Source organism: Mycetocola sp. JXN-3, assembly GCF_014522285.1.
Lineage (GTDB): Bacteria > Actinomycetota > Actinomycetes > Actinomycetales > Microbacteriaceae > Mycetocola > Mycetocola saprophilus.
On sequence record NZ_CP041635.1, the window covers coordinates 1,701,376 to 1,728,163 of the forward strand.

Genomic DNA, 26,788 nt, shown 5'->3' on the forward strand with positions numbered 1-26,788 from the left:
TGGAATCGGATCATGATCCCCACCCCCGGGATACTCTGTGCGGTCCCACCCCCGGGACGCAATATTTTGAACTAGTGGGCGATTGCCCGGTGGCGCGTTGCCACCCACAAACAGGGTACGCGATACCTCGCCGTCGGGACCACAGGGCCGTGCACCCAAATACCGATCGGGTGCACGGCCGCGACTACTGGGCGCGGGCCGCGAAGGCCGCAGCCCCCAGGATGCCCGCCTTATTGCGGTGTACCGCGGGCATGATCGGGGCGTCGAGTGTGAGCAGCGGCAGGAAGTGCTCGTGGTGCTTGGAGACACCGCCGCCGACGATGATGCGGTCGGGGGAGAAGAGGAACTCCAGCGTCTCGAAGTAACGCTGCAGGCGTGCGGCCCACTCGGCCCAGTCCAGGTCGTCGCGCTCCTTGGCGCGGTAGGAGGCGCGGGTTTCGGCGTCGTGCCCGTCGATCTCCAGGTGGCCGAGTTCGAAGTTGGGGATCAGTGTGCCGTTGCACACGGCGCCTGCCCCGATGCCGGTGCCCAGGGTGATGACCAGGCTCAGCCCGTCCTGTCCGCGGGCGGCCCCGAACTCAGATTCGGCGAAACCGGCGGCATCGGCGTCATTGACAAACGTCAGCGGCCGGCCGAGGGCCTCGCCGAAGCGCGCGTGAGCATCCAGGCCGATCCACTCCTTGGACACGTTGGCCGCGGACATGGTTTTTCCCCCGCGCACAATCGCCGGGAATGCGACACCCAGGGGGACGGATTCGGCGTCTGGTCCCAGGCGGTCGATGATTTCGGCGACCGTGTCGATGATGTCGTCGGGCCGTCCACCCTCGGGGGTGAGAATCTTAATCCGGTCGCTGATCAGCTCGCCCGAGGCGAGATCCACGATGCCACCTTTGATTCCGGTTCCGCCGATGTCGATGCCTACGGCGCGTGCGGCGCTCATTTTGCGCTCGGCAGGGTCAGCACGTCGGCACCGGTTTCGGTGACCACGAGGGTGTGTTCAAACTGCGCGGTGAGGCTCTTGTCCCGGGTGGTGACCGTCCAGTCATCCGCCCAGAGATCCCACTCGATTCCGCCCAGGGTCAGCATCGGCTCGATGGTAAAGACCATGCCGGGAACCATCACGTCGCTGTAGCGCGGCGCCGAGTCGTAGTGGGGGATGATCAGGCCCGAGTGGAACGCGGCACCCACACCGTGTCCGGTGTAGTCGCGGACCACACCGTAGCCGAAGCGCTTGGCGTAGGCCTCGATGGTGCGCCCGATCACGTTGACCTCGCGACCCGGGGCCACCGCGCGAATGCCGCGGCGCAGGGCCTCCTCGGTGCGCTCGACCAGCAGGCGGGTTTCCTCGGCCACGTTGCCGATCAGCAGCGTGCGGTTGGTATCGCCGTGGAACCCGTCCAGGTAGGCGGTGATGTCGATGTTGAGGATGTCGCCGTCGCGCAGCACGGTGTCATCGGGGATGCCGTGGCACACCACCTCGTTGAGCGAGCTACACAGTGACTTGGGGTACCCGCGGTAGCCCAGCGTGGACGGGTAGGCGTCGTGGGAAATCAGGAATTCGTGGGCGATCTGGTCCAGTCGGTCGGTGGTCACGCCGGGAACCGCGTGCTCCTCCACCAGGGCGATCGCGTCGGCGGCCAGGCGGCCCGAGCGGCGAATGCGCTCGACATCCTCGGCCGAATAGACATCCGAACCGGTGAACGGGGCGGGCGCCGCCTTCCCCACATATTCGGGTCGCGGAATGTGGGCGGGCACGTGACGCTGCGGCGAGACGATACCGGGGATGAGGTTTCCGAGGGAGTCCTGAGGCATAGGATCAGTCTAGGCCCTGATCAAGGAGGAACTATGGCAACCGATCCGACAACGCAGTATTGGTACAACTCCCGCACCGGAGCGGTGGAGCAGGGACTCGTCTCACCCGCCGCCGACCGCGTGGGACCCTTCGAAACCCGCGAGGAGGCCGCCCACGCGATGGACAAACTGCGCGAAAATGCCGAGCGCTGGGCACGCGAGGACGCCGAGAACGACTAGTCCAATGTAAACAGGGTGTTTCGACTGCGCGAAACACCCGTCACCCCATTCCGGCGGGGGTGCTCGAACCACTAATCTAGACACAGCGAGCACGTGCGGTCGCGGGAAAGAGGAGCCCATGGATAAGCAGCGAGATTTCGTCCTGCGGACGATTGAAGAGCGCGGCGTGAAGTTTGTACGCCTGTGGTTCACCGATGTTGTGGGTACCTTGAAATCCGTCGCGATCGCCCCCGCCGAGGTGGAGGGTGCCTTCACCGAGGGCCTGGGCTTTGATGGTTCGGCCATCGAGGGCATGTCCCGTCGGTTCGAATCGGATCTGCTGGCCCACCCGGACCCCTCGACATTCCAGATCCTGCCGTGGCGCAGCGGCCAGGACCCCACGGCTCGGATGTTCTGCGACATCACGACCCCGGATGGTCAGCCCGCGAACACCGATCCGCGCAACGTCCTGAAGCGTGCGCTCGCGCATGCCGCCGACCGCGGGTTTACCTTCTATACCCACCCGGAGATCGAGTTTTACCTGCTGAAGTCCGCGCAGATCGGTCCCGAGGGTCCGATTCCGGTGGACTCGGCCGGCTATTTCGACAACGTCCCCGGGGGCACCGCTCACGACTTCCGTCGTCGCAGCGTGCGGATGCTGGAAGACCTGGGCATCTCGGTGGAATTCAGCCACCATGAGGCCGGTCCCGGTCAGAACGAGATCGACCTGCGCTACGCCGATGCGCTGGCCACCGCCGACAACATCATGACCTTCCGCACGGTCATCAAGGAGGTCGCGATCGAGCAGGGTGTGTACGCCACGTTCATGCCCAAGCCGATGTCCAACCAGCCCGGTTCGGGCATGCACACGCACCTCTCACTGTTCGAGGGTGACACCAACGCGTTCTTCGAGGCCGGTGCGCAGTACCAGCTGAGCAAGGTGGGTCGCCAGTTCATCGCCGGGCTGCTGCACCACGCACCGGAGATCACCGCGGTCACCAACCAGTTTGTGAACTCCTATAAGCGCCTGTGGGGCAGCGTCGGCAGCAACAACCTCGCCGAGGCACCCAGCTACGCCTGCTGGGGGCACAACAACCGCTCGGCCCTGGTGCGCGTCCCGCTGTACAAGCCCAATAAGGGTCAGAGCGCCCGGGTGGAGTACCGCGCGATCGACTCGGCCGCCAACCCCTACCTCGCCTACTCGCTGCTGCTGGCCGCGGGCCTCAAGGGCATCGAGGAGGGCTACGAGCTACCGCCGGAGGCCGAGGATGACGTCTGGTCACTCTCGGACGCCGAGCGTCGCGCGCTGGGTTACGCCCCGCTGCCCTCGAGCCTGGACAGCGCCATCTCGCTGATGGAGCGTTCCGAGCTGGTCGCCGAAACCCTGGGCGAGCAGGTGTTCAACTATGTACTGGCCAATAAGCGTCAGGAGTGGGACGAGTACCGCGCGCAGGTCACGCCGTACGAGCTCGCCAAGAACATCGAAATCCTCTAGCGGTGCCGCGTCCGGCCACGGGCCTCAGCGTCCTCGCGCGGATCGGGTTTGCCGAGCTCACCGCCGCCCGCACCCTCATCGAGCAGCTGGGTGAGGTGGGCTGGCCGGTGGAGCCGGACACCCTGGAGGAGTTCGCGGCGGCCGCCGATCCCGATGAGGCGCTGCGCACGCTGCTGCGCCTGGGGGAGACCCGACCCGATCTACTGAGTGAGATTGCCCAGGACCCGTTCTGGCGTCGCGCGCTGATCCGGGTCATCGGCGTGTCCGAGGGGCTGGCCGACTTCCTGCTGCGCCACCCCGAGGAATGCCGGGTGCTGGCCGAACCAAGCCTGGTATTGCCCACCGCCAGCGAGATGCGTGAGCGTCTGGCCCTCGCCGTGGGTGAGGAGGACGGGTTTGCGAGCTTGCCCGAGCGCGAGGCGGTCATTGCCCTGCGGGTGGCCTACCGGCGTGAGGTGCTGCGCATCGTGCGGGTGGACACCGAGGCCGAGGACCCCCGCGACGTGCTCGACGGTGTGGCCCGGGCGCTCTCGGACGCGGCCGCCGCGGCGCTCTCGGCCGCGCTGCTCATCGCCCGCTCGGTGGCCGCGGATCCCGCGGGAGAGCTGCCCCGATTCCCACGCGCCGAGGTCGCCGCGACCCGGCTGGCGATCATCGGCATGGGCAAGGCCGGTGCCGGCGAGCTCAACTACGTGAGCGATGTGGATGTCATTTTTGTCGCCGAGGCGGCCGAGGACGCCGACATCGACAACCAGCGGGCGATCGTGATCGCGACCCGACTGGCCACGATCCTGATGCGCAGCATCTCCGAATCGGCGATCGAGCCCGCGCTCTGGGAGGTGGACCCCAACCTGCGTCCCGAGGGCAAGCAGGGCGCGCTGGTGCGCACCCTCGAGTCCCACCTCGCGTACTACGACCGCTGGGCCAAGAGCTGGGAGTTCCAGGCCCTGCTTAAGCACAGGCATTTGGCCGGCGACGCCGAGCTGGGTGAGCGCTACCACCGGGCGATCGATCCGCTGGTGTGGGCGAGTTCGGGCCGGGAAAACTTTGTCGAGTCGGTGCAGCGGATGCGCGAGCGGGTGACCGCCAACATCCCGGCCGAGGATGTGAGCTTCCAACTCAAGCTGGGCCCAGGGGGACTGCGAGACATCGAGTTCACCGTGCAGTTGCTGCAGCTGGTGCACGGCTTCGCCGACGAGAGCGTGCGGGTGGGCGGCACCGTGGCCGCGCTGCGCGCCCTAGCGGATGCCGGATATATCGGGCGCGAGGAATCCGGCGAATTCATGGCGGACTACCGCCTGCTTCGGGTCCTCGAACACCGACTTCAGCTTCAGCAGATGCGTCGCACGCACCTGATGCCGCGCGAGGATGACGCCCTGCGCATCCTCGCCCGCGGCTCCCGCCTGGCCGCCTCCGGGGGAGACCTGGTGCGGCGCTGGGAGGCCACCAAGCAGCGGGTGCGCCAGCTGCATGAGCGCCTGTTCTATCGTCCGCTGTTGAGCGCGGTGGCCGAGCTGGGGATGGACGAGACTCGCCTGACCACCGCGGCCGCCGGCGCGCGCCTGGCCGCGATCGGTTTCCGCGATCCCGCCGGGGCCCTCGCCCACATTGCCGCGCTGACCAACGGCATTTCCCGCAGCGCGGCGATTCAGCGCAACCTCCTCCCGGTGCTGCTGCGCTGGCTGGCCGACGGTGCCGACCCCGACTACGGGCTGCTCGCCTTCCGTCGGCTGAGCGATGCCCTGGGCAGCACCCACTGGTTCCTGCGCATGGTGCGGGACTCCTCGGGGGTAGCCGAGCGCCTGACGAAGGTGCTGAGTGGATCACGCTTCATCGGCGAGCTGCTGGATAAGTTCCCCGAGGCCGCGGCCTGGCTGGAATCCGACACCCTGATGCATCCGCGGGATGAAGCCGCGCTGGCGGCCGAGGTGCGGGCGATCCGCAGCCGCTATAGCGAGCCCGACCGTGCGGCTCGCGCGGTGCTGCGGGTGCGGCGCAGGGAGATCCTACGACTCGCCCTGGCCTCGGTGCTCGGGGTGTGCGACGTGCGCACCATCGCCACCGGACTCACGGTCATCACCGAGGTGACCATCGGCGGCCTGCTGGATCTGATCCGCGAGGATGCCACCCTCGATGACACCCAGCTGGAGTTTGCGATCATCGGGATGGGACGCCTCGGCGGCGGTGAGCTAGGATTCGGCTCGGACGCCGACATCATCTACGTGTATCGCCCCGTCGCCCTCGACCCCGAGCGTGCCGCCCGCGCGGCCGGGAAGATCGCCACCGAGCTCAGCCGTTTGAGTCAGGATGCCCGCCTCCCGCTGGATCTGGACCTCGACCTCCGCCCCGAGGGGCGCAACGGTGCCCTGGTACGCACGCTGGACTCCTACCGCGCCTACTACGCCCGCTGGTCGCTCACCTGGGAGGCGCAGGCCCTGCTGCGTGCCCGCCCGATCGCCGGCGACCCGGCCCTGTGTGCGGACTTTACCGCGCTGGCCGACACCGTGCGTTACCCCGTGTCCATCGACGCGGCCGAGCTGCGCGAGGTGCGTCGGATCAAGGCCCGAGTGGAGGGGGAGCGCCTCCCCAAGGGTGCCGACCCCACCCGCCATGTGAAGCTGGGGCGCGGTTCGCTGAGCGACGTGGAGTGGTTCACCCAGCTGGTTCAGCTGGAGCATGCGGCCGGGATCCCCGAGCTGCGCACCACCAGCACACTGGACGCACTGCACGCCGCCCAGCGTCACCAGTTTGTGGGTCAGGAAGACGCCGATCAGCTCGAAAAAGCATGGTTGTTTGCGTCGCGCGTGCGCTCGGCCATGACCCTGTGGTTGAATCGCACTACCGACGTTTTACCCCGAGATCGAGACCAACTGGAGGGCATCGCCCGCATCCTGGAGTATCCGGCCGGATCCGCCGGGGATCTGGAGCAGGACTACCTCCGGATCACCCGTCGTTCCCGAGCGGTCTTCGAACAGCTGTTTTATGGATGGGGGAGCGACACCTCCGAGCGCTAGCCCGTTTGTATTTCCCTCGCCATCGTTTCGCCCAGCACCATCGTTTCACCCGAGATACACCGGACTCCCACCCCGGAGTCCACCCCGATTCGCCCCAACGAATCACCCAGCACTACTGCCCCCGAATGCAGCTTTACCCAGAGAAAGTGCCCGTCTCTCGTGCCCCGCAAGCACCCCCGTTACCCCGAATCCAACGCACGTGTGAAACCCCACACGGCGCTGTTTGCGGTGGGGCGGCGACTACTAAGCGGACGCGGCGCTCCGCGCACCGTTCGTGCGATCGGACGCTCGTTTCTGAGCATGGTGGTGCTGTGCGGTGCACTGGCCCTGCCCGCGGTTGTCGCACCGGTTCCGGTGCAGGCGGCCCCGCTGCCGCGCTTCAGCATGCAGGACTCGGCGACGTGCACCCCGGTGGCAATTCTGGCGTTCCGTGGGAGTGGCGAGGCCAACCTGGCACCCGGCGTGAGCGCGCTCGAGGGTGCCCCCACGCTGTACCCGCGTTCGGGACGCGTCACCAACGGCTGGGAGGGGCCGACCCTGGCTCGCCTGGTGGATGCCCTGGGTGGAGTCGAGCCCGAGTCCGGGTGGCCCGCGGGATTCTCGATCGGCCAGGTTCCGGTGCTCGGTGTCGGCGGCAGCGACGAGGCCGGCTACACCGCGGTGCCGATCCAGGCACGCACCACGATCTTCGATGACATGATCGACTCGGCCGCCCACGGTGCCACCTACGCCGAGCGGGTCATGCGGGATTTTGCCGCAACCCAGCCGGTGGGATGTCGCACCCGGTATATCGCGATCGGCTACTCGCAGGGGGCAATGGCCGCGCGCACGCTGGCCCAGGCGCTCCCCGGGCAGGTATCGGCGATCATGACCTTCGGTGATCCGTATCAGCAGCCAGCGGGTGCGGGTAATGAGCGTGAGATCGCCGGCCAGGGCATCATCCGCTGGTGGATGGGCGAGCAGCAGCGCACCCGGACCGACGGCTTCTACAACTTCACCGGCTATAAGAGCGCCCTGTGTCACCCCCGCGACCCCGTGTGCAGCTACAGCTGGCTCTGGGGGCTCGGCGCGCTGCTCACGGTACCCGAGCCACACCTGAACTATTTGGAGGGCCTCGAGGGCACCATCAAGGCCCGCGAGCTGGCCGAGGTGGCCGCCGCGCTCTGGGCGGGGGACCGACCCGCCGGGCCGGTGGCGCCGAGTCCCACACCCCGGGACGGCATCGCCGATGCCAGCGCCCCGCATGCGGCCCCGGTCCCGCTGCCCGCGCTGAACTCGGCCACCACCGGGCTTGTCGGCCAGACGATGCTGCTGGGCGCCGAATCCGGCCTGCCGCTGGGTGCCGCGGTGCACTATGAGTACGACACCACCGGCGACGGGACATTCGATCGCGCGAGCGATTCGCCGCTGCTGGAAATGGTCTTCCAGAGCCCGGGCGAGCACACCGTTACCGTGCGCATGAGCGCCCCCGATCTCGGCACCATCACCCTCACCCGTACGATCACCATCCTCGAACGCGCGGTACCCGCACCGGCCAGTAGCGCCGCCTCCGATCTCGGCCGGGGGTGCCGCGGAGACCCGATGGTCTAATGCGCAGATGCCGCGCTTGAATCAACGCTGATGGGCATCGTGGGACCCCGATCGGGCGCGCGCGCATAGCGTGTGTCTGCCCGGTGGTGTTTGCGCGCACCCGTGCGGTGTGCGGCATCCGGGGCCGCGTTTCTGGGAGAATGGACCCATGTCTTCCTCCGCAGCACCTTCCCGTCCCGGACTCTCCACGCGCATCGATGAGCTGTACGCCGCCAAGGCCAGCGCCGACGACGTCTTCGAGTCCTTCCTCGACTGGGCAACCACGGGCGGGATCACCCCGTATCCGGCGCAGGAGGAGGCGCTGATGGAGCTGGTCTCGGGGGCGAATGTGATCCTCTCCACACCCACCGGCTCGGGGAAGTCCCTGGTCGCGATGGGCGCGCACTTCGCCGCCCTGGCAGCGGGGGAGCGCACCTACTACACCGCGCCGATCAAGGCGCTGGTGAGCGAGAAGTTCTTCGCCCTGGTGGAGGCCTTCGGTGCCGAGAACGTGGGCATGGTCACCGGGGATTCGGCCGTGAACGCCGACGCCCCGATCATCTGCTGCACGGCCGAGATCCTCGCCAATCAGGCGCTGCGCGAGGGCGAGGATGCCGATATCGGCCAGGTGGTCATGGACGAGTTTCACTTCTATGGCGACCGCGATCGCGGCTGGGCCTGGCAGGTTCCGCTGCTGACCCTGCCCAAGACGCAGTTCCTGCTTCTCTCGGCGACCCTGGGCGATGTAACCGACCTCAAGGCCGATCTCAGCCGCCGCACCGGTCGGGACACCGTGGAGGTCACCGGGGCGACCCGTCCGGTTCCGCTGCACTACAGCTATGTGCAGACCCCCGTGCAGGAGACCATCGAGGAGCTGCTGCAGACCCAGCGCGCCCCGATCTACGTGGTGCACTTCGCCCAGGCCGCCGCGGCCGAGCGGGCCCAGGCGCTCACCAGCGTCAAGATCGTCAGCCGCGAGCAGCGCGACGAGATCGCCGAGGCGATCGGGGACTTCCGCTTCACCACCGGCTTTGGCAAGACCCTCTCCCGCCTGGTACGGATGGGCATCGGCGTGCACCACGCAGGCATGCTGCCGCGTTATCGTCGCCTGGTCGAGCAGCTGGCTCAGCGCGGGCAGCTGCGGGTGATCTGCGGCACCGACACGCTCGGCGTGGGCATCAACGTCCCGATTCGCACGGTGCTGCTCTCGGGGCTCACTAAGTACGACGGCGTCAAGATGCGCCAGCTCCAGGCGCGTGAGTTCCACCAGATCGCCGGCCGGGCCGGCCGCGCGGGCTTCGACACCGCCGGCGACGTGGTCCTCGAGGCCCCCGAGCATGAGATCGAAAACCTCAAGCTGATTCAGAAGGCCGGCGACGACCCCAAGAAGAAGCGCAAGATCATCCGCAAGAAGGCCCCGCAGGGATTCGTCTCCTGGGGTGAGGCGAGCTTCGAGCGCATCATCGAGGCGCAGCCCGAGACGCTGGTCAGCCATATGGAGATCACCCACTCGATGATCCTGAACGTGGTTGCCCACGGTCGGGACGCGTTTGCCCGGGTGCGCGCCCTGGTCTTTGACAACCATGAGTCTCGGACGCGCCAGTTTGAGCTGGCCCGCCGCGCGATCGAGATCTATCGGACCCTGGTGTTCGCGGGCATCATCGAGCGCTTCACCGAGGAGGACGGCACCATCCAGTACCGTCTGACCGTCGAGTTGCAGGCAAACTTTGCCCTCAACCAGCCGCTGTCGCCCTTTGCGATTGCCGCGCTGGAGCTGCTGGATCCCGATGTGCCCACCCACGCGCTGGACGTCATCTCGGTGATCGAGTCCACCCTGGATGACCCGCGCCCGATCATCAACCAGCAGCAGTTCCTCGCCCGCGGCGAGGCCGTGAACTCGATGAAGTCCGAGGGGATCGAATACGACGAGCGGATGGAGCTGCTCGAGGAGGTCACCCACCCCAAGCCGCTGGCCGAGCTGCTGGATGCGGCGTTTGAGATGTACGCCACCGAGCGTCCCTGGGCGCGCGACTTCGAGCTGCGTCCCAAGTCCGTGGTGCGCGACCTGTACGAGCGCGCGATGACCTTCACCGAGTACGTGAGCTTCTATAAGATCGCCCGCTCCGAGGGACTGGTACTGCGCTACCTGTCCGATGCCTACCGGGCGATCAGCCAGAGCGTGCCCGAGGAGTTCAAGAGCGAGGAGCTGCGCGACATCATCGAGTGGCTGGGGGAGCTGGTACGCCAGGTCGACTCGAGCCTGCTGGATGAGTGGGAGGAGCTCGCCCACCCGGATCCCGAGAAGCACGCGGCGCAGGCCCAGGCGCTCCCGCCGGCACCGCGCAACATCCTCTCCAACCCGCGGGCATTCCTGGTGCTCATTCGCAACGAAATGTTCCGCCGGGTCCAGCTGGCCGCCCGCGACCGGTTCGAGGAGCTCGGGGCGCTGGACGGCGCCGCGGGCTTCGATGCCGACGCCTGGTCGGACGCAATGGACGCCTACTACGAGGACTACGATTCGCTCGGCGATGGACCGAGCGCCCGCGGCCCGCAGCTGCTCACCGTGGACCAGTCCCCGGCCGAGTCCGAGGGTGTGTGGAAGATCCGTCAGGTCTTCGAGGACCCCGAGGGGGACGGCGACTGGGGGATCTCGGCCGTGGTCGATCTGGCCGAGTCCGTGGAGGCCGGCGAGGCGGTCCTCCGGGTCACCGCGGTGGGTCCGCTTCTCGGATAGCGGTCGGTATTGATAGCGTGTCTCTATGACCACTACACACAGCCGTGAGATGAGCCCGGCGGACGAGCGGAGCTCGGGAACACTTTTCTCTGTTTTCGGACTCGGTGTCTTCCTCTCGGGGATCATCTACTATGCCACCACCTCCACCGCGCCCGAGACCTCCGTGGGCCCGATCGTGAACACCGTGCTCATCGTGATCGGTGTGCTCCTGGTTCTGCTGGCCTTCTGGAAGCGCCTGAGCACGGGCAACCGCGCCGCCAGCGCCGTCCTGGGCCTGGCCCTGATCGTGCTGCCGCTGCTGGTCAACCAGGGTGAGCGTTCGGCCGAGTGGACCATGCACGTCCTCGGTTTCCTCGCCATCGCGGGCATCGCCTTCGGTGCGATTGTCGGGGTTATCTCCTACATCTCCATGATTCGCGCGCCCAAGTCGCGCTAGTTTTTTCGCCACGCAAAAAGCCGGCCGTCACGATCACTCGTGACGGCCGGCTTTTTGTCTATCCGGGCCTACTTGTCCTCGGGCTCCGGGGCGATCGTGTTGGCGATCGTGTCGGCGCCGGGCTCCTGCGGCGGCTTGACCGCACCCTCGGGCAGGCGCATCGCGCCGTTGGACACCCGAGCCCCCGCGGGACGCATCGGGGCCGGTCGCTGCGGCAGACCGCGGCGGGCGTCACCGGGCAGCGGACGGGAACGACGACCATAGATCATCTCCGAGGAGTCCAGCAGCCACGGCACCAGGCTCACCGTGACGCCGTGCACCAGCAGCAGGCGCTGCTGGATCTGGCGTGAACGGTGGTTGTGCAGCAGGCGCTCCCACCAGTGGCCCACGATGTACGTGGGCATGTATACGGTGACCACGGCCGGGCCGTTTTCCACCCGGTCGCGCTTGATGAACTTCGACACCGGGATCGCCACGTCGCGGTAGGGCGAGGGGATGCAGGAGATCTCGATCCCCAGATCCAGAGCTTCCCAGTCGGCCTTGAGCTGTTTGCTGCGTTCGGGATCGATCGAGGCGTGCAGCGCGATCAGGCGGTCGTGCTTGGCGGCGCGGGCATAGTCCAGCGCCTTGAGGGTCGGCTTGTCCAGGCGGCCCACCAGGACCACGGCGAGGTCACCGTCGGATCCGAACCGGATGTCCGGGTCGACCTGGATCTCCTGGGCCACATCGCGGTAGTAGCGGTGCACGCCTGCCATCAGCAGGCCGAGGATCGGCATGATCACAAACACCACCCACGCGCCGTGGGTGAACTTGGTCACGGTCACGATCAGCAACACAACCAGAGTCAGCGTGGCGCCCAGGCCGTTAATCAGCAGACCCGACATCGAGCCCGGTGCCGACTTGTTTTCGCGGCGTACCCGACGCCAGTGCTTGACCATGCCGAACTGTCCGAGCGTGAACGAGAGGAACACACCGATCACGTAGAGCTGGATCAGCTGGGTCAGGTTGGCCTGGAAGACCAGCAGGATGCCGATCGCGACCAGACCCAGGATGATCACACCGTTCGAGTAGATCAGGCGGTCGCCGCGGGTGTTCAGCGCCTTGGGCGCGTATCCGTCGCGAGCCAGGACCGAACCGAGCATCGGGAAGCCGTTGAAGGCGGTGTTGGCGGCCAGGAGCAACACCAGGGCGGTCGCGGCCTGCACCAGGAAGAACAGGAAGCTGCCGTCGCCGAAGGTGGCCGAGGCCACCTGGGCGATCAGCGAGCGCTGCGGGGTCGAGGCACAATCGGCAAAGCCCTGCAGGTCGCAGGGCTTCTCGGCGTAGTGCACGCCGGTGGTCAGCGCGAGGGCGGTCAGGCCGGCGAACAGGACGATCGCGATCCCGCCCATGGCCACCAGGGTCTTCTGGGCATTCTGGATCTTGGGCAGGCGGAACGCCTGGACACCGTTGGAGATCGCCTCGACGCCGGTCAGCGCGCTACACCCGCTGGCAAAGGCCCGCAGGATCAGCAGCACCATGGCGGCCTGGGTGAGGCTTTCACCATGAACCGTGTAGTTTGCCGATTCGGCCACCGGGGCGTCGCCCAGGACCATGCGGACAAAGCCCACCACGATCATCAGGAACACGCTGCCGGCAAAGATATACGTCGGCAGCGCAAACAGCTTGCTCGACTCGGACACGCCACGCAGGTTGACCGCGACCAGGATGATCACGAACCCGATGGCCATCTCGACGCGCCACTCGTTCAGGAACGGCAGCGCGGAGATGATGTTGTCCACCCCCGAGGCGATGGACACGGCCACGGTGAGCGCGTAGTCCACCAGCAGGGCGGCGGCCACGGTCAGTCCGGCGGTCTCGCCGAGGTTCTTCCGTGCCACCTCGTAGTCACCACCACCGGAGGGGTAGGCCTTGATCAGCTGACGGTAGCTGAGCATCACCACGAGCAGCAGGATGACCACGCAGGCGGCGATCCACGGTGCCAGCGACAGGAACGCCAGGCCACCGATCATCAGGATCATTAACAGTTCTTGCGGTGCATAGGCAACCGAGGAGAGGGCGTCGCTGGCGAAGATCGGCAGGGCCAGTCTCTTCGAGAGCAGCTGGCCCTCAAGTTTGTCCGTCGGCAGTGGATCGCCGAGAAGGATGCGTTTAGCCGAGCGTTGATCTCCCGGCGAAACTTCGTTATGCACGCTGTGCTCCCCAATAAAAACGTCACCCGACGGGTGCGCCGGATGATTACCTCGTACATTATGCACCTGTAATTGGCGGCTTGCGCAACGGCCCGCTTCCTTCTCGGCAAGGTCGAAGGAAGCGGGCAGTGGGGGTTGGGGACGAAAATCCCCGTGTTTTAGCGGTTTTCGGCGGGAATACGGGCATCGGCCGGCGCGTTAAGCGCGATCGCCTCCGCCGAGTGTGATGCGGCCATCTGATAGGAGTGTTGCATCTTGTCGATGAACGCCAGCGCGATCGCCGAGACGATGAAGGCGAGGTGGATGAGGACCTGCCAGAGGATCGCCGACTCGGTGTCACCGAGGCCCTTCCCATCGGTGGAGAGCTTCCCGATTTCAATGAAGGTCTTGAGCAGGTGGATCGAGGAAATGCTGATGATCGCCACGGCGAGCTTGAGCTTCAGCATGTTGGCGTTCACATGGGCGAGCCAGTCCGGCTCGTCCGGGTGGCCGTCCAGGCGCATCCGCGAGACGAAGATTTCGTAGCCACCGATGATGACCATGATCAGCAGGTTTGCGACCATCACCACGTCGATCAGGCCGAGCACACTCAGCATGATCAGGTTGGAGTCGATGTGGGCGGCGTCGGTGACGACGTGTTCCACGAGGTGCCAGAGTTCCACGCCGAAGACGTAGACATACACCACCTGGGCGATGATCAGTCCCAGGTAGAGCGGTGCCTGGATCCACCGGCTGGCAAAGATAAGGTAGGCCATCGTGCTGGTCCCGGCCGAGTTACGACGGGGTGCGGGGCGCTGGGGAGCGACGGTCTGGTCGGTCACGGAAAATACTCCTCGGTTTGGGGATCGTGAATCGATCACAAACATTATTTTAGGGTGCCGCGTGTCGCCGGGAGGATCCGGGGCCCGCGCCCGGGCCTTCCGGGCGCACAGGGGATACCAGCTGTACCTCATGCCAGCTGCCAGTGAACGCGCCTAGCTTCGCCCCAAGACCGCGTCCCGCCCCCGGAGGTTCGGTCCCAGTTAACCGCAGCATGCTCTCCCCGAGACCACGCGGACCTCTGCCGCGTGAGCACCGAAATCTCACCACGGATGGAGAAGTTGATGGCCCTACTACGAGGAATTGCCGCCGCCACGCTGGCGGCCCTGATCATTGGCGGGGGAGTCGTGTCCGCCGGCACCGCCTGGTCGGAGGCTCAGGACCCCGCCCCGGGTAACGCCGACCGGCTTGTCCGCGCGCAGGGGGCGGTTCCCCAGACGCCCACCCAGACTCGGGCCGGGCCGGCCCCCGCGACGACACCGGTTTCGGTGTTTGTGCAGCTGCGTGGGCCCGGTACCTTCGCCGCGGTGAGCCGGGCTCGGGGAGGCGACAGTACCCGGACGGCGTTGGAGAGCCGCGAGGGAATCCGCGGGCAGGCTCGGGATATCGCCGCCTCGATCGGGGCCGAACCGCTGTATGTGACCACGGATGCGCTCCCGGGCATCGCCCTGACCGCCGCGCCCGATCAGATCGCCGCGCTGCGTGCCCGGCCCGAGGTTTCCAAGGTGACCCCCATCGTCACCAAGTTTGCGCCGAGTGCGCGGCAGGGCGCACCAACCGAGCCGCCACGCGGCGCCGGACCGGGCGGCGGGGGAGCCACCACCTATAACGCCGGGAGCGTGCGGGATACCCAGACGGCCGCCGCCTGGCGCAAGACCGGGCGGACGGGCGAGGGCATCACGATCGCGGTGGTGGATACCGGCATCGACTACACCCACGCCGATTTTGGTGGTCCCGGCACCGCCGCCGCATTTGCCGAGGCATCGGCAGCCGAGACCCCGCCCACCGGCCTCTTTGACCCTCGGAAGTTTGGTGGCGGCTACGACTTTGCCGGCGACAGCTATGACCCGAATCCCAACAGCCCGACCTTCCAACCCACTCCGACCCCAGATGCGAATCCGCTGGACTGCGCCGCGGCCGGGCACGGGACCCATGTGGCCGGGACGGCCGCCGGGTTCGGAATCCGGGCCGACGGTTCCGCCCAGGATTCGAACACCGACTTCTCCGCGCTGAGTGATGCCGAGGTGGCCACCCAGCTGCCCGGCCCCGGCGCGGCGCCACGAGCAAAGCTCCTGGCCTACCGCGTGTTTGGCTGCACCGGGAGCACCAACCTGGTGTTGCAGGCGCTGGATCGGGTGCTGGATCCCAATGGGGATGGAAACTTTGATGATCGGGCGGACATCGTCAATCTCTCGCTGGGCAGCGACTACGCCCCGGTGGATGATCCCGAAAACGATATGATCGCCTCGCTCGCCCGGTTTGGCGTATTGCCGGTCATCGCGGCGGGTAACGCCGGTGACCTGTATGACGTGGGTGGTTCTCCCGGCAACGCGCCGGCGGCGCTCACCGTGGCCAACTCGATCGGATCCACCCTCGCGCTGGATAGCGCCGAGGTGCTGGCACCAACCCCCGGCGAGACCACCGGCCAGTACAGCGCCGATTTCGACTACACCGGCGCCGATCCGGCCACCCTCACCGGCACCGTTGTTGCCGGACCCTCGGGAGCGAACAGCGAGGGATGTGAGCCATTCTCGGTCGAGGATGCCGCCCGCGTCTCGGGTAACTGGGTGTGGCTGCGCTGGGACGATAACGCGGACACCCGCGCATGTGGATCGGCCGTGCGTTTCGACGCGGCCGCCCGGGCCGGTGCCCGCGGCGTGGTGTTGGACTCGACCCTGAACGCCTTCGACGCGGGCATCGCCGGCATCGCGGCGATCCCCGGTATCCAGCTGACCCGCGCCAGTTCCGAGGCCCTGCGCCCGAGCATCGGAACGCTGCAGGTGCGCCTGTCCCCGGAGGGACGCGGAGTGGCGCGCGGAGAGTCGGGCACCAGCGGCGCGCTGGCCGAGAGTTCCTCCCGCGGGCCCCACGGGTCGATCGGGGTCGTGAAGCCCGATGTGGCGGCACCGGGCACGCAGATCGCGTCGGCCGGTGCCGGCAGTGGCACCGGGGTCCGGGTGGCCACGGGTACCTCGATGTCCACACCCCTGGTCGCCGGGATCGCGGCCCTGGCCGCCGAGGGCACCGCGCGGCGCGGCAGCGAGCTCAAGGCGGCGGTTGTGAACGCCGCCGACGGCGACCTCACCCTGGGAGACACACCGTTTGCCCCGGGACGCGTGGGCACGGGGGCCGTGAACGCCCTGGCGGCGGTCACCACCACAACCCGGGTCACCGACGCCGAGTCTCCCGAGGGGATCAGCGTCGAATTCGGGGTGCGGGAAATTGGGTCGGAGGCGTTCTCGGAGACGCGGGAGATTGCCGTGACCAATACCTCGAACGCGTCCCGAACCTATGCCCTGTCTTATCAGGCGGCAACCGCGGTACCCGGTGCAGCACTGGATCTGCCCGATTCGGTGGTTGTGGCGGCGGGCGAAACGGCTCGGGTTCCCCTCACGCTGCGCATCGATGACCCGACCGCGCTGCGAAAGAAGCGCGATGCCACCCGGGCGGGTTCCACCTGGGGTGTGGCCTGGCAGGAGCTCTCGGAGGTGTCCGGCCGTGTGCGGGTCACCTCGCCGGGACAGCCCCCGGTGCGGGTCGCGGTCCACGCGGCGCCCAAGCCCGTGGCGGAGATCTCGGCGGCGATTACCCCGGTAAACCCGGAGGACGGCGATACGTCCCTGACCCTCGGTGGGCATGAGCTCAATCAGGGAACCCTGGGCAAGGACGGCTACACCTCGCTGCTGGCACCGTTCCAGCTCGGGGCGGAGAGCCCGCGTCGGACCGACCTCTCGGGCGAGGACACCGGCCCGGAGATTCCCTCGGTGCGGGCGCTGGATCTGCGAGCAGTGGGGGCCGCAACCACCCTCCCGGCCCTGCGTGCGGCCGGCGGCGATCTGACCACCGGGAACCTCACGTTTGGCATCGCAACCTGGGGCAACTGGGCGGCACTCACGCCGAGCGCGGCGATCGAGGTCCTTATCGATAGCACGGGGAGCGGCACCGATGACTACCTGCTGGATGTGGCGTTTGCCAGTCAGGTGTCCCTGGATCTACCGCTGATTCGCCTCACGCGTCTGGGGGAAACTCCCGCGGACAACGTGATTGTCGATTCGCAGCCGGTCAATTTTGTGGATGGATCGGTGGACACCAACACGTTTGATAGCAACGTGCTGGTGATGCCGGTGAGCCTAGACTCGCTGGGGATCTCTCCGGATCGGGTGGGCGCGCTGAAGTATCGGGTGCGGACGGCCTCCGCGCTGTGGGAACCCGGGGGCACGCCGGAGCCGGTGGATCAGACCGAGTCGATCGAATTTGACCCGAATAACCCGGATCTCTGGGTGGATGGCGCGGCGGGGGAGCAGGGTCCGCTCTTTCCGGCCCTGACCGATACCGAGCTGCGGGTGCACCGCGCTCCCGAGGCCTCGTGGGATTCGCGTGTGCTGCTCCTCAACCTGCACAACGCAACGGGCAACCTGGCCGAGGGCGGGGATGGAGGGGCGCGTACGCAGATCCTCGACGTACCGGTTCTCGGTGCCTCGCCGTCTCCGTCGTCCTCGCCGGATCCGACCGAAACCACGCAGCCCACCGGCCCGGATCCGGGAACGCGGCCGAGTGCGGATGCGGGGCAGGGAGGTGGGCAACACGGGACTGGCCCGCTCGGCGCGACCGGCGCCGGCGGGTGGCTTCCGGTGATGCTCGTGGCGCTGCTGCTCGCCCTGCTGGGCGCGGGTGCCACGATCCTGCGGCGCCGAACCCGATAAATCGCGGCGGACAAACACAACCCTCGGGGAGCAAAACTCCCCGAGGGTTGTGTGTCATGCGGCTAGTTACACGCCGTAGTAGAGCTCGAACTCGTAGGGGTGCGGACGCAGAGCCAGCGCCTCGATCTCGACCTTACGCTTGTAACCGATCCAGGTCTCGATGAGCTCCTGGGTGAACACGCCACCGGCGAGCAGGAAGTCGTGGTCCTCTTCCAGGGCGGACAGGGCGGCCTCCAGGTTCGCGGGAACCTGGGGGATCTCCTTGGCCTCCTCCGGGGGCAGCTCGTAGAGGTCCTTGTCCACCGGAGCCATCGGCTCGATGCGGTTCTTGATTCCGTCGAGGCCCGCCATCAGCTGGGCGGCGAAGGCCAGGTACGGGTTACCCGAGGCGTCGGGGGCGCGGAATTCGATGCGCTTTGCCTTGGGGTTGGTGCCGGTGATCGGGATGCGGATCGCGGCCGAGCGGTTACCGGCCGAGTAGACCAGGTTGACCGGGGCCTCGTAGCCCGGAACCAGACGCTTATACGAGTTGACGGTGGGGTTGGTGAAGGCCAGGACCGCACCGGCGTGCTTCAGCAGACCACCGATGTACCAGCGAGCGGTGTCCGAGAGACCGCCGTAGCCGTTCTCGTCGTAGAACAGCGGCTCACCGTTCAGCCACAGCGACTGGTGGGTGTGCATACCCGAACCGTTGTCACCGAAGATCGGCTTCGGCATGAAGGTTGCGGTCTTGCCCCACTGCTCGGCGGTGTTCTTGACGATGTACTTGAACTTCAGGATGTCATCGGCCGAGTGGACCATGGTGTCGAAGCGGTAGTTGATCTCACCCTGGCCGGCGGTGCCGACCTCGTGGTGCGAACGCTCGAGGATCAGGCCGGCGTCGATCAGCTTGAGGCAGATGTCGTCACGCAGGTCGGCGTGCTTGTCCACCGGGCTGACGGGGAAGTATCCACCCTTATAGCCGGTCTTGTTACCGAGGTTTCCGCCCTCTTCCTTGCGGCCGGTGTTCCAGGCGGCCTCGTCGGAGTCCAGCGAGTAGAACGAACCCTGCGGCTTCGACTCGTAACGAATGTCGTCGAAGATGTAGAACTCGGCCTCGGGAGCAAAGAAGGCGGTGTCGGCGATGCCGGTGGAGGCCAGGTAGTCCTCGGCCTTACGGGCGATCTGACGCGGGTCCTTCGAGTAACGCTCACCGTTACGCGGGTTGTAGATGTCGAACACCATGACCAGGGTGCGCTCCTTGCGGAACGGGTCGATGTAGGCGGTGGTGACGTCCGGAATCAGCTGCATGTCCGACTCGTGGATGTTTGCGAATCCGCGAATGGACGAACCGTCAAAGAGCTGGCCAATGGCGAAGAAGTCTTCGTCGACGGTCGCGGCCGGGATGTTAAAGTGCTGCTGGACACCGGGCAGGTCGGTGAAGCGAATGTCAACGAACTTAACGTCCGTTTCCTTAATAAACGCAAGCACCTCGGCGGAATCAGTAAACATTTTGTTTGAGCTCCAAAAATCTGTTCAGAGGGGGATGGCAGGGGGAACATCCTGCTCCGAGCGTACGCAGCAGTCATTTCCCGATGGTGTCACCCATGTTTCGGGCATGTTACGAGTCTACTCACCGTAAACTTGAGGTGTGTCAGGTGAAAAACGGCCCACCACCTTTGGTGAACTCGAACCCAGTAAGTACCCCGGCGAGCGGCTCGGGCTGCCCAATCAGGGCCCGCGCAGTATCGCGCGTGTCGGAAGACGCTTCGTTGCGCTCTGTATCGACTGGGCCATTGCGTCGGCGGTGCTGCTGCCCTTCGGCCTGCCGCTGGGCACGCTGTGGACCCATGTGGCCTTCGGCGTGTTGCAGATTATCTTCATTCCCACCCTCAGCGGAAGCCTCGGCCACCGCATCATGGGGCTGCACCTGGTGCGGCTGGGGGAGGGCGGCTGGATCGGGTTCTGGAAGCCCGTGGTCCGCACCGTGCTGCTGATGCTTGTGGTGCCCGCCCTGGTCTGGGACTCGGACCAACGAGGCTTCCACGACAAGGTCGCCGGGACCGTGCTCATCCGCACCCGCGCCTAGCTCCTTGAACGTCTCGGGCCGAGACCGCACCCGCGGTCTCGGCCCTTTTGTTTCCTGTATTGCAGGCCGCGCAACCAGAATCGAGGCCTCGATCCCGCCCGGACCTCCGAGTGCGAAACAACACTCGCCAACTAGGGCCACATATCCGGACCGTCCGCATACACAAAACCGCCCACCGGAATCCGGTGGGCGATTTCTGTAAAGAAGGGGATTTAGCGGGCGCGCTGCGGGCGAACCTTGAAGGGGTCGACACCCTTGGGGATCGGCAGGTTGTTTCCCAGCGAGGACAGGCGGTTGTTCACCGCGATGACCTCGGGCTTGGTGAGGTTCTTCTTAACCTTGCGCAGGGTCTTGGGGACCTGGTGCAGCGGCACCGAGTCGGGGTCCGGGCCCACGAAGTAGGTGTTGATTGGCACGTTGGGGAGGATGCGGGCGACCTTGCGGCGCTCGTCGTCCAGCAGACGCTTGGTGCGCGACTGCGGGCCCTCGGCTACCAGCGCGATTCCGCCGCGACCCACGGCGCGGTACACGGCGTCCTGGGTGCGGGGGTTCACGTGGATCGGCATCTCATCGCCACGCCATCCGCGGGGCAGCGAGGAGCGGAAGATCGCTCCCACGGCACCGGGCTGACCCTCGATCTGACCGTAGGCGGCGCGCTCGGCGCGGCGGCCCAGGATGATCATCGCGATCAGGATACCGGCGAACAGGCCGGCGATCAGCCAGAGAACAAGACCAAATACGCTGCCCGAGGCGAGCCAGAGGGCCATCGCCAGACCCACGACGATTCCGCCGATCAGGCCCAGAGCCATGTACCAAACGACACTCGAGTCGTAGCGGCGGGTCATCTGGAAGACCTGCCACATCTGCTTCAAGCGACCGGGTTCCTTCTGCGCCTTTGCGGGCTTTTCCTTACGTGCCATACTCCCAGGATACCGGTTGCCGAGGGCTTGTGTGTACGCCCAGAGCACATCCAACAACAAAGGCCGGGAACTCCGTTCGGAGTTCCCGGCCCAGGCGGGTTCTAACGTGGGTTAGATACCGAGGTTACCCTCGAAGTTCCCGGCCTCAAGGCGTGCCTTGATGGTGGTCAGGAAGCGAGCGGCGTCGGCACCGTCCACGATGCGGTGGTCGTAAGACAGGGCCAGGTAGACGCTGGAGCGGATCGCGATCGAGTCCACGCCACCGTTGGAGATGACGGCGGGCTTCTTGAAGACCACACCGGTACCCAGGATGGCGCTCTGCGGCAGGAAGACCACGGGGGTGTCGAACAGGGCCCCACGCGAACCGGTGTTGGTCAGCGTGAAGGTTCCGCCCGAGAGCTCGTCCGGGGTCAGCTTGTTGTCGCGGGTGCGAGCGGCCAGGTCACCGATCTCGGTGGCCAGGTCGGCGAGCGAGAGCTCACCGGCATCGCGCACGACCGGGGTCAGCAGGCCACGCTCGGTGTCCACGGCGATCGAGATGTTCTCGGTGGCCGGGTACACGATGCTGTCGCCGTCTACGGTCGCGTTGATGATCGGGAACTGACGCAGTGCCTCGGCGGCGGCCAGGGCGAAGAACGGCAGGAAGGACAGCTTGGCGCCGGTCTTCTCCAGGAACTCACCCTTGAACTTGTCGCGGAGGATGGCGACGTTGGTCACGTCGACCTCGACCACGGTGGTCAGCTGGGCGGTCTGCTGCAGCGAGGCCACGGCACGCTCGGCCACAACCTTGCGCAGGCGGCTCATCTTGACGGTGGTACCACGCAGCGGCGAGTTCTCCACGACCGGTGCGGCCGCGGCCGAAGCCGATGCTGCCGGTGCGGCGGTGCCTGCGTTGAGGACGTCTTCCTTGCGGATGCGTCCACCCACGCCGGTGCCCACGACGGTGTTCAGGTCGACACCCTGCTGCTGTGCGAGACGACGCACCAGCGGGGTGACATAACCGTTGCCACCGGCGTTTGTCGCCGGAGCGGCTGCCGGTGCGGCGGGTGCTGCTGCTGCCGGAGCAGCGGCGGGAACCGAGACCGGCTTCACGGCCGCGGTGGGCGGCGGTGCAACGGCCTGGGTCGGTGCCGGTGCGGCGGCAACCGGTGCCGGTGCGGCAGCGGGGGCCGGAGCAGCAACCGGTGCCGGAGCTGCCGGAGCCGGTGCGGCGGGTGCCTCGGCGGCGGGGGCGGCAGGTGCCTCGGCGGCCGGAGCCGCGGCGGCGCCCGAGCCATCGCCAATCTTTACCAGGACGGCGCCAACCTCGACGGTCTCGTCCTCTTCTACCAGGATCTCCTCAATAACGCCGGCAATCGGCGAGGGGATCTCGGTGTCTACCTTGTCGGTCGAAACCTCGAGCAGGGGCTCGTCGACCTCGACCTGGTCGCCGACGTTCTTCAGCCAGCGGGTAACGGTGCCCTCGGTGACGCTTTCACCCAGGGCCGGCAGGACCACGGATTCACTCATGACCTTGTCTCCTTAAAACCTAAATTGTGTGTGCGGATGTATCGGTGCGTACTAAAGGGTGTGCAGCGGCTTGCCGGCGAGGTACAGGAACGCCTCGCCCAGGGCCTCGTTCTGCGTGGGGTGCGCGTGGATCAGCGGCGCGATGTCCTCCGGGTGTGCTTCCCAGTTGACAACGAGCTGTGCCTCACCGATCAGCTCACCCACGCGGGCGCCGATCATGTGTACGCCGACCACGGGGCCGTCGTTCACACGAACAACCTTGACGTTTCCGGCGGTGCCCAGGATCTCGCTCTTGCCGTTACCGGCCAGGTTGTAGTCGTAGCTGGTGATCGCGTCGGCGCCGAACTTCTCCTTGGCCTTGGCCTCGGTGTAGCCGACCGAGGCAACCTCGGGCTCGCTGTAGGTGACCTTGGGGATGTTGACGTCCTCGATGATGACCGGGTTCAGGCCGGCAATCTCCTCGGCGACAAAGATGCCCTGCTGGAAACCACGGTGGGCCAGCTGCAGACCCGGAACGATGTCACCGACGGCCCACAGGTTGGGGATGTTCGTCTGCAGACGCTCGTTGGTGATCACGAAGCCGCGATCGATGGTCACGCCAACCTCTTCGAAACCGAGGTTTGCGGTTGCGGGGCCACGGCCCACGGCCACCAGGAGGATCTCGGCCTCGATGGTCTTGCCGTCTTCCAGGGTGACCACAACGCCATTCTCGTGCTGGGTGACGCTCTGGAAGCGGATGCCCAGCGAGTAATTGATTCCGCGCTTGCGGAACGCACGCTCGAGGCCCTTGGAGATGGCCTCGTCCTCGTTGGGAACCAGGTGCGGCAGACCCTCGATGATGGTCACATCCGAACCGAAGGACTTCCAGACGCTGGCGAACTCGACGCCGATCACGCCGCCACCGAGGATCGCGACGGATCCCGGGACGAAGGGAAGCTCAAGCGCCTGCTCGGAGGTCATTACGCGACCGCCGATCTCCAGACCCGGCAGCGAACGGCTGTAGGAACCGGTTGCCAGGATGACATCCTTACCCACGATGGTCTGGTCGCCCACCTGGACGGTGTTGGGGGCGACCAGGCGTCCCTCACCCTCGATGGTGGTGATCTTACGTGCCTTCACCAGGCCCTGAAGTCCCTTGTACTTCTTGGCGATGATGTTCTCGCGGTACGCGGTCACACCGGCCATGTCCACACCGTTCAGGGTTGCGGAGATACCGAACTGAGCGGCCTCGCGGGTGACATCGGCAACCTCGGCCGCGTGCAGCAGCGCCTTGGTCGGGATGCAGCCGCGGTGCAGGCAGGTGCCACCGACCTTGTCCTTCTCAATCAGTGCTACCGAGAAGCCGAGCTCGCTTGCGCGCAGGGCTGCCGCGTAGCCTCCACTTCCACCGCCGAGCACGACGATGTCAAAATTCTGCTCCGTCACTGAGCTACTCCCTCATGAGTCTTGAATTGAGCTGTTTTTGCGAGACCATTGTGTGGCTCGCCTGGGTGGTAAAGGCCACCATAAGAACCTTACTACCTACGCGAATATTCTTCGGCAAGCGACAGCAGCAGACGCACGCCCGAGGCGGTTGCGCCGTTGCCGGTAAAGCCGTAGGCGGAACCGCCATTATCGGCAGGTCCCGCGATATCCAGGTGCGCCCAGGGGATCGTGGTCTCCGGAGCGTCCGCGCGCGGGGTCGTGAACTCTTTCAGGAAGTGCGCAGCTACGAGCATGCCGCCGTTGCGGTTTCCCACGTTGGCGTTCATGATGTCGGCCACGTTGGAGTTCAGGATGCCGCGCAGCTCGGCGGGCATCGGCATGGCCCAGGCGGGCTCGCCCACGAGCTTGGAGTTGGCGATGACCGACTCGACCAGGGCGTCGTCACCCAGCACACCCATGTAGCGGTCACCCAGGGCAACCAGGGCGGCACCGGTCAGGGTCGCGATGTCAACGATCGCATCGGGCTGCTCCTCGCCGGCGGCAACCAGACCGTCGGCCAGAACCAGGCGGCCCTCGGCGTCGGTGTTGGTGACCTCGACGGTGCGTCCACCACGGATGGTGATGACGTCTCCCGGGCGGATCGCCGAGCCCGAGGGCATGTTCTCGGCCAGGCACAGCCAGCCGGTCAGGCGCACGGGGAGGTTGAGCTCGGCGGCGGCGGTCAGGGTGCCCAGCACCGCGGCGGCGCCGGCCATGTCGAACTTCATGCCCAGCATCGAGTTGGCGGGCTTGAGCGAGAGTCCGCCGGTGTCGAAGGTGATGCCCTTACCCACCAGCGCGAGGTGCTGGGTGGCGCCCTCGGGGGAGTAGCTGATCTTCAGCAGGCGCGGTCCGCGGGTCGACCCCTGGCCGACGCCGCTCAGGCCACCGAAACCGTCGGTGGCGAGGGCTTCCTCGTCCCAGACGGTGAATTCGAGGGGCAGACCCTCGGCGGCCTGGGTGGCCGCGGTCACCATGCTGGCGGGGTACATGTCGTTGGCGGGGGTGTTTACCAGGTCCTTGACCAGGGAGACGGCCTCGGCCACGGCGGCGGCACGGGCGATGATCGCCAGGTGCTCCTCCTCGGTGCCGGTTCCGGCCTCGGTCAGCACGGTCACGGTCTCCACCGCGCTCTTCTGCTCGGCCTGGGTGGCACCACGGTAGTCCACAAACGAGTAGGTGCCGAGAGCGGCACCCTCGGTCACGGCCGAGAGCTCGGTGACGTCGGCGATCGGCAGGGCCAGGGCCACGTGCTCGACGCCGGCCAGCTGACGGATCGCGGATCCGGCGGCCGAACGCAGACGATCGGTGGTGGACTCGCCGCCCAGGCCGATCACGGCAAGGGTGTCGGCGATGCCGGCCACGGCGGGCAGGCGAACCAGGCGGTCGGCGGCGCCGGAGATACCCAGCGGACCAACCAGCTCGGCCACGGCCTCGAAGCCGGCCGGTGCGACCAGGGTGACGTTGTCGCCGGTTCCGTGGGCGGCGAGAACCAGAACGGTCGCGGCCGCGGAATCGGCAGGGGTGGTGGAGATATTAAGAACGGGAACGGTCATGCCACCATGGTATGCCCATGTGTCGCGAAACCGCCCGTGTGCGCGCGGGTTGCACGCGTGTTCGCTGATGGCAAAGCGGGACCGGACAAAAACGGAGGATTGTTCCGGTTGTGAGCCCTAGAGTGGATTCATGGCTGACTCCGACCGACTCTTTTCCCTCAGTGTTGACCCCGCGGACATCCCCGCCGGGCTGGATCTTGTGGTGGCACTCACCGGGTATTCGGATGCCGGAAGCGCCTCGGCGCAGTTCATCGATTTCGTCCGGGAGAACCTGGATTCCCGGGTCGTGGCCACCTTCGATAACGACGCGCTGCTGGATTACCGCGCCCGTCGCCCGATCGCGACCTTCGACGAGGACCACCTCTCCGACTACGTGCCGCCGCGCCTGGAGCTGACCCTCGTCCACGACGAGCTGTCCCAGCCCTTCCTCTTCCTGAGCGGCTACGAGCCCGACTTCCGATGGGAGGCGTTTGTGCGCTCCATCACCGGGCTGATCGACACCCTGGGGATCGCCCGCACCACCTGGCTGCACGCGGTGCCGATGCCGGTGCCGCACACGCGCCCGGTCCCGGTGACCGTGAGCGGAACCCGGGCCGACCTGATCGAGTCGTTGACCGTCTGGCGTCCGCAGACCCAGCTGCCGGCCAACGTTCTGCACCTGCTGGAGTACCGCCTGACCGAGCACGGCCTCGCCGTGGCCGGGCTCGCACTACTCACCCCGCACTATCTGAGCGACACCCAGTATCCCGACGTGCTGATCGCGGCGATCGAGTACGTGGGGGCCGCCACCGGGCTGATCCTGCCCACCGATGGTCTGCGCGACCAGGCACGTGAATTTGTCGAGCGCCTGAATGAGCAGGTTGCCGGCAACGATGAACTGCGACGCCTGGTGGCCACCCTTGAGGAGCGACACGACTCGTATATGGAGTCGAATATGCCGGCCTCGCCGTTTGTGGCGATGGATGGATCGCTGCCCTCGGCGGATGAGATTGCCGCCGAGCTCGAGCGCTTCCTCGCCGGCCGTCCCGATGGTGAGGACAACGGCGAAGACCTGCGCGATTCGGGGGAGTAACCCCGCC

The 26,788-nt window shown here is 66.7% G+C and carries 18 protein-coding genes; 9 read left to right on the forward strand and 9 right to left on the reverse strand.

Features of this window, described 5'->3' with window-relative positions; genetic code table 11:
- Positions 1-184: 184 nt before the first annotated feature.
- A complete protein-coding gene (gene ppgK, locus C7C57_RS07890) occupies positions 185-940 on the reverse strand; it encodes a polyphosphate--glucose phosphotransferase (RefSeq protein WP_187978215.1) in 756 nt (251 codons plus the stop codon).
- Positions 937-1,812, reverse strand: coding sequence for a type I methionyl aminopeptidase (map, locus tag C7C57_RS07895; protein ID WP_187978216.1), 876 nt, complete (start codon positions 1,810-1,812; stop codon positions 937-939). The genes ppgK and map overlap by 4 nt, the downstream gene beginning before the upstream one ends.
- Positions 1,813-1,845: 33 nt before the next feature.
- Between map and C7C57_RS07900 the strand changes: the two genes are divergently transcribed.
- The 6 genes from C7C57_RS07900 to C7C57_RS07925 all read left to right on the forward strand — a co-directional run bounded on the left by C7C57_RS07900 (position 1,846) and on the right by C7C57_RS07925 (position 11,258).
- Positions 1,846-2,031 (forward strand): SPOR domain-containing protein, encoded by a 186-nt coding sequence (locus C7C57_RS07900; RefSeq protein ID WP_030143612.1) that lies wholly within the window; start codon positions 1,846-1,848, stop codon positions 2,029-2,031.
- A gap of 118 nt (positions 2,032-2,149) precedes the next feature.
- Complete coding sequence (locus C7C57_RS07905) at positions 2,150-3,505, forward strand: glutamine synthetase family protein (protein ID WP_030143611.1); 1,356 nt, start codon at positions 2,150-2,152, stop codon at positions 3,503-3,505.
- A 2-nt stretch (positions 3,506-3,507) separates the two neighbouring features.
- A complete protein-coding gene (locus C7C57_RS07910; RefSeq protein ID WP_187978217.1) occupies positions 3,508-6,519 on the forward strand; it encodes a bifunctional [glutamine synthetase] adenylyltransferase/[glutamine synthetase]-adenylyl-L-tyrosine phosphorylase in 3,012 nt (1,003 codons plus the stop codon).
- A 201-nt stretch (positions 6,520-6,720) separates the two neighbouring features.
- Complete coding sequence (locus C7C57_RS07915) at positions 6,721-8,109, forward strand: cutinase family protein (protein ID WP_187978218.1); 1,389 nt, start codon at positions 6,721-6,723, stop codon at positions 8,107-8,109.
- A 148-nt stretch (positions 8,110-8,257) separates the two neighbouring features.
- Entirely contained in the window at positions 8,258-10,822 is a 2,565-nt protein-coding gene (locus tag C7C57_RS07920; protein WP_187978219.1) for an RNA helicase, read from the forward strand.
- A gap of 25 nt (positions 10,823-10,847) precedes the next feature.
- Positions 10,848-11,258 carry a hypothetical protein gene (locus tag C7C57_RS07925; protein ID WP_030143607.1) on the forward strand — a complete coding sequence of 137 codons (411 nt, stop codon included), beginning with the start codon at positions 10,848-10,850 and terminating at the stop codon, positions 11,256-11,258.
- Positions 11,259-11,326: 68 nt separating this feature from the next.
- Here C7C57_RS07925 and C7C57_RS07930 read toward each other — a convergent pair whose 3' ends face one another.
- Positions 11,327-13,450 (reverse strand): APC family permease, encoded by a 2,124-nt coding sequence (locus tag C7C57_RS07930; protein WP_187978220.1) that lies wholly within the window; start codon positions 13,448-13,450, stop codon positions 11,327-11,329.
- A gap of 158 nt (positions 13,451-13,608) precedes the next feature.
- Complete coding sequence (locus C7C57_RS07935) at positions 13,609-14,271, reverse strand: TIGR00645 family protein (protein ID WP_245601210.1); 663 nt, start codon at positions 14,269-14,271, stop codon at positions 13,609-13,611.
- A gap of 282 nt (positions 14,272-14,553) precedes the next feature.
- Here C7C57_RS07935 and C7C57_RS07940 point away from each other — a divergent pair, with 282 nt between their 5' ends.
- On the forward strand, positions 14,554-18,192 hold the full coding sequence (locus C7C57_RS07940) for a S8 family serine peptidase (protein ID WP_187978222.1): 3,639 nt from the start codon (positions 14,554-14,556) through the stop codon (positions 18,190-18,192).
- A gap of 66 nt (positions 18,193-18,258) precedes the next feature.
- On the opposite strand, the gene glnA is transcribed toward C7C57_RS07940, so the two are convergent.
- Positions 18,259-19,683 carry a type I glutamate--ammonia ligase gene (gene glnA / locus C7C57_RS07945; protein WP_030143603.1) on the reverse strand — a complete coding sequence of 475 codons (1,425 nt, stop codon included), beginning with the start codon at positions 19,681-19,683 and terminating at the stop codon, positions 18,259-18,261.
- A 139-nt stretch (positions 19,684-19,822) separates the two neighbouring features.
- Here glnA and C7C57_RS07950 point away from each other — a divergent pair, with 139 nt between their 5' ends.
- A complete protein-coding gene (locus C7C57_RS07950; protein ID WP_030143602.1) occupies positions 19,823-20,260 on the forward strand; it encodes an RDD family protein in 438 nt (145 codons plus the stop codon).
- Between the two features lie 212 nt (positions 20,261-20,472).
- Here the strand turns inward: C7C57_RS07950 and C7C57_RS07955 are convergent, their stop codons facing one another.
- The 4 genes from C7C57_RS07955 to C7C57_RS07970 form a co-directional block, all read right to left on the reverse strand.
- Positions 20,473-21,180, reverse strand: a complete 708-nt coding sequence (locus C7C57_RS07955; protein ID WP_030143601.1) for a DUF4191 domain-containing protein — start codon at positions 21,178-21,180, stop codon at positions 20,473-20,475.
- A gap of 111 nt (positions 21,181-21,291) precedes the next feature.
- Entirely contained in the window at positions 21,292-22,689 is a 1,398-nt protein-coding gene (gene sucB, locus C7C57_RS07960) for a 2-oxoglutarate dehydrogenase, E2 component, dihydrolipoamide succinyltransferase (protein WP_187978223.1), read from the reverse strand.
- 51 nt (positions 22,690-22,740) lie between these two features.
- Positions 22,741-24,114: a dihydrolipoyl dehydrogenase gene (gene lpdA / locus C7C57_RS07965; protein ID WP_030143599.1), complete on the reverse strand. Its 1,374-nt coding sequence runs from the start codon at positions 24,112-24,114 to the stop codon at positions 22,741-22,743.
- Positions 24,115-24,206: 92 nt separating this feature from the next.
- Entirely contained in the window at positions 24,207-25,709 is a 1,503-nt protein-coding gene (locus tag C7C57_RS07970) for a leucyl aminopeptidase (protein WP_187978224.1), read from the reverse strand.
- 130 nt (positions 25,710-25,839) lie between these two features.
- On the opposite strand from C7C57_RS07970, the gene C7C57_RS07975 reads away from it, so the two are divergent.
- Positions 25,840-26,781, forward strand: a complete 942-nt coding sequence (locus C7C57_RS07975; RefSeq protein WP_030143597.1) for a proteasome assembly chaperone family protein — start codon at positions 25,840-25,842, stop codon at positions 26,779-26,781.
- Positions 26,782-26,788: the final 7 nt, after the last annotated feature.

Bases quoted from the DNA above. Each gene is read 5' to 3' on its own strand.
- ppgK (WP_187978215.1), bottom strand. From the start codon at position 940: ATGAGCGCCGCACGCGCCGTAGGCATCGACATCGGCGGAACCGGAATC.
- map (WP_187978216.1), bottom strand. From the start codon at position 1,812: ATGCCTCAGGACTCCCTCGGAAACCTCATCCCCGGTATCGTCTCGCCG.
- C7C57_RS07900 (WP_030143612.1), top strand. From the start codon at position 1,846: ATGGCAACCGATCCGACAACGCAGTATTGGTACAACTCCCGCACCGGA.
- C7C57_RS07905 (WP_030143611.1), top strand. From the start codon at position 2,150: ATGGATAAGCAGCGAGATTTCGTCCTGCGGACGATTGAAGAGCGCGGC.
- C7C57_RS07920 (WP_187978219.1), top strand. From the start codon at position 8,258: ATGTCTTCCTCCGCAGCACCTTCCCGTCCCGGACTCTCCACGCGCATC.
- C7C57_RS07925 (WP_030143607.1), top strand. From the start codon at position 10,848: ATGACCACTACACACAGCCGTGAGATGAGCCCGGCGGACGAGCGGAGC.
- C7C57_RS07940 (WP_187978222.1), top strand. From the start codon at position 14,554: ATGGCCCTACTACGAGGAATTGCCGCCGCCACGCTGGCGGCCCTGATC.
- glnA (WP_030143603.1), bottom strand. From the start codon at position 19,683: ATGTTTACTGATTCCGCCGAGGTGCTTGCGTTTATTAAGGAAACGGAC.
- C7C57_RS07955 (WP_030143601.1), bottom strand. From the start codon at position 21,180: ATGGCACGTAAGGAAAAGCCCGCAAAGGCGCAGAAGGAACCCGGTCGC.
- sucB (WP_187978223.1), bottom strand. From the start codon at position 22,689: ATGAGTGAATCCGTGGTCCTGCCGGCCCTGGGTGAAAGCGTCACCGAG.
- C7C57_RS07970 (WP_187978224.1), bottom strand. From the start codon at position 25,709: ATGACCGTTCCCGTTCTTAATATCTCCACCACCCCTGCCGATTCCGCG.
- C7C57_RS07975 (WP_030143597.1), top strand. From the start codon at position 25,840: ATGGCTGACTCCGACCGACTCTTTTCCCTCAGTGTTGACCCCGCGGAC.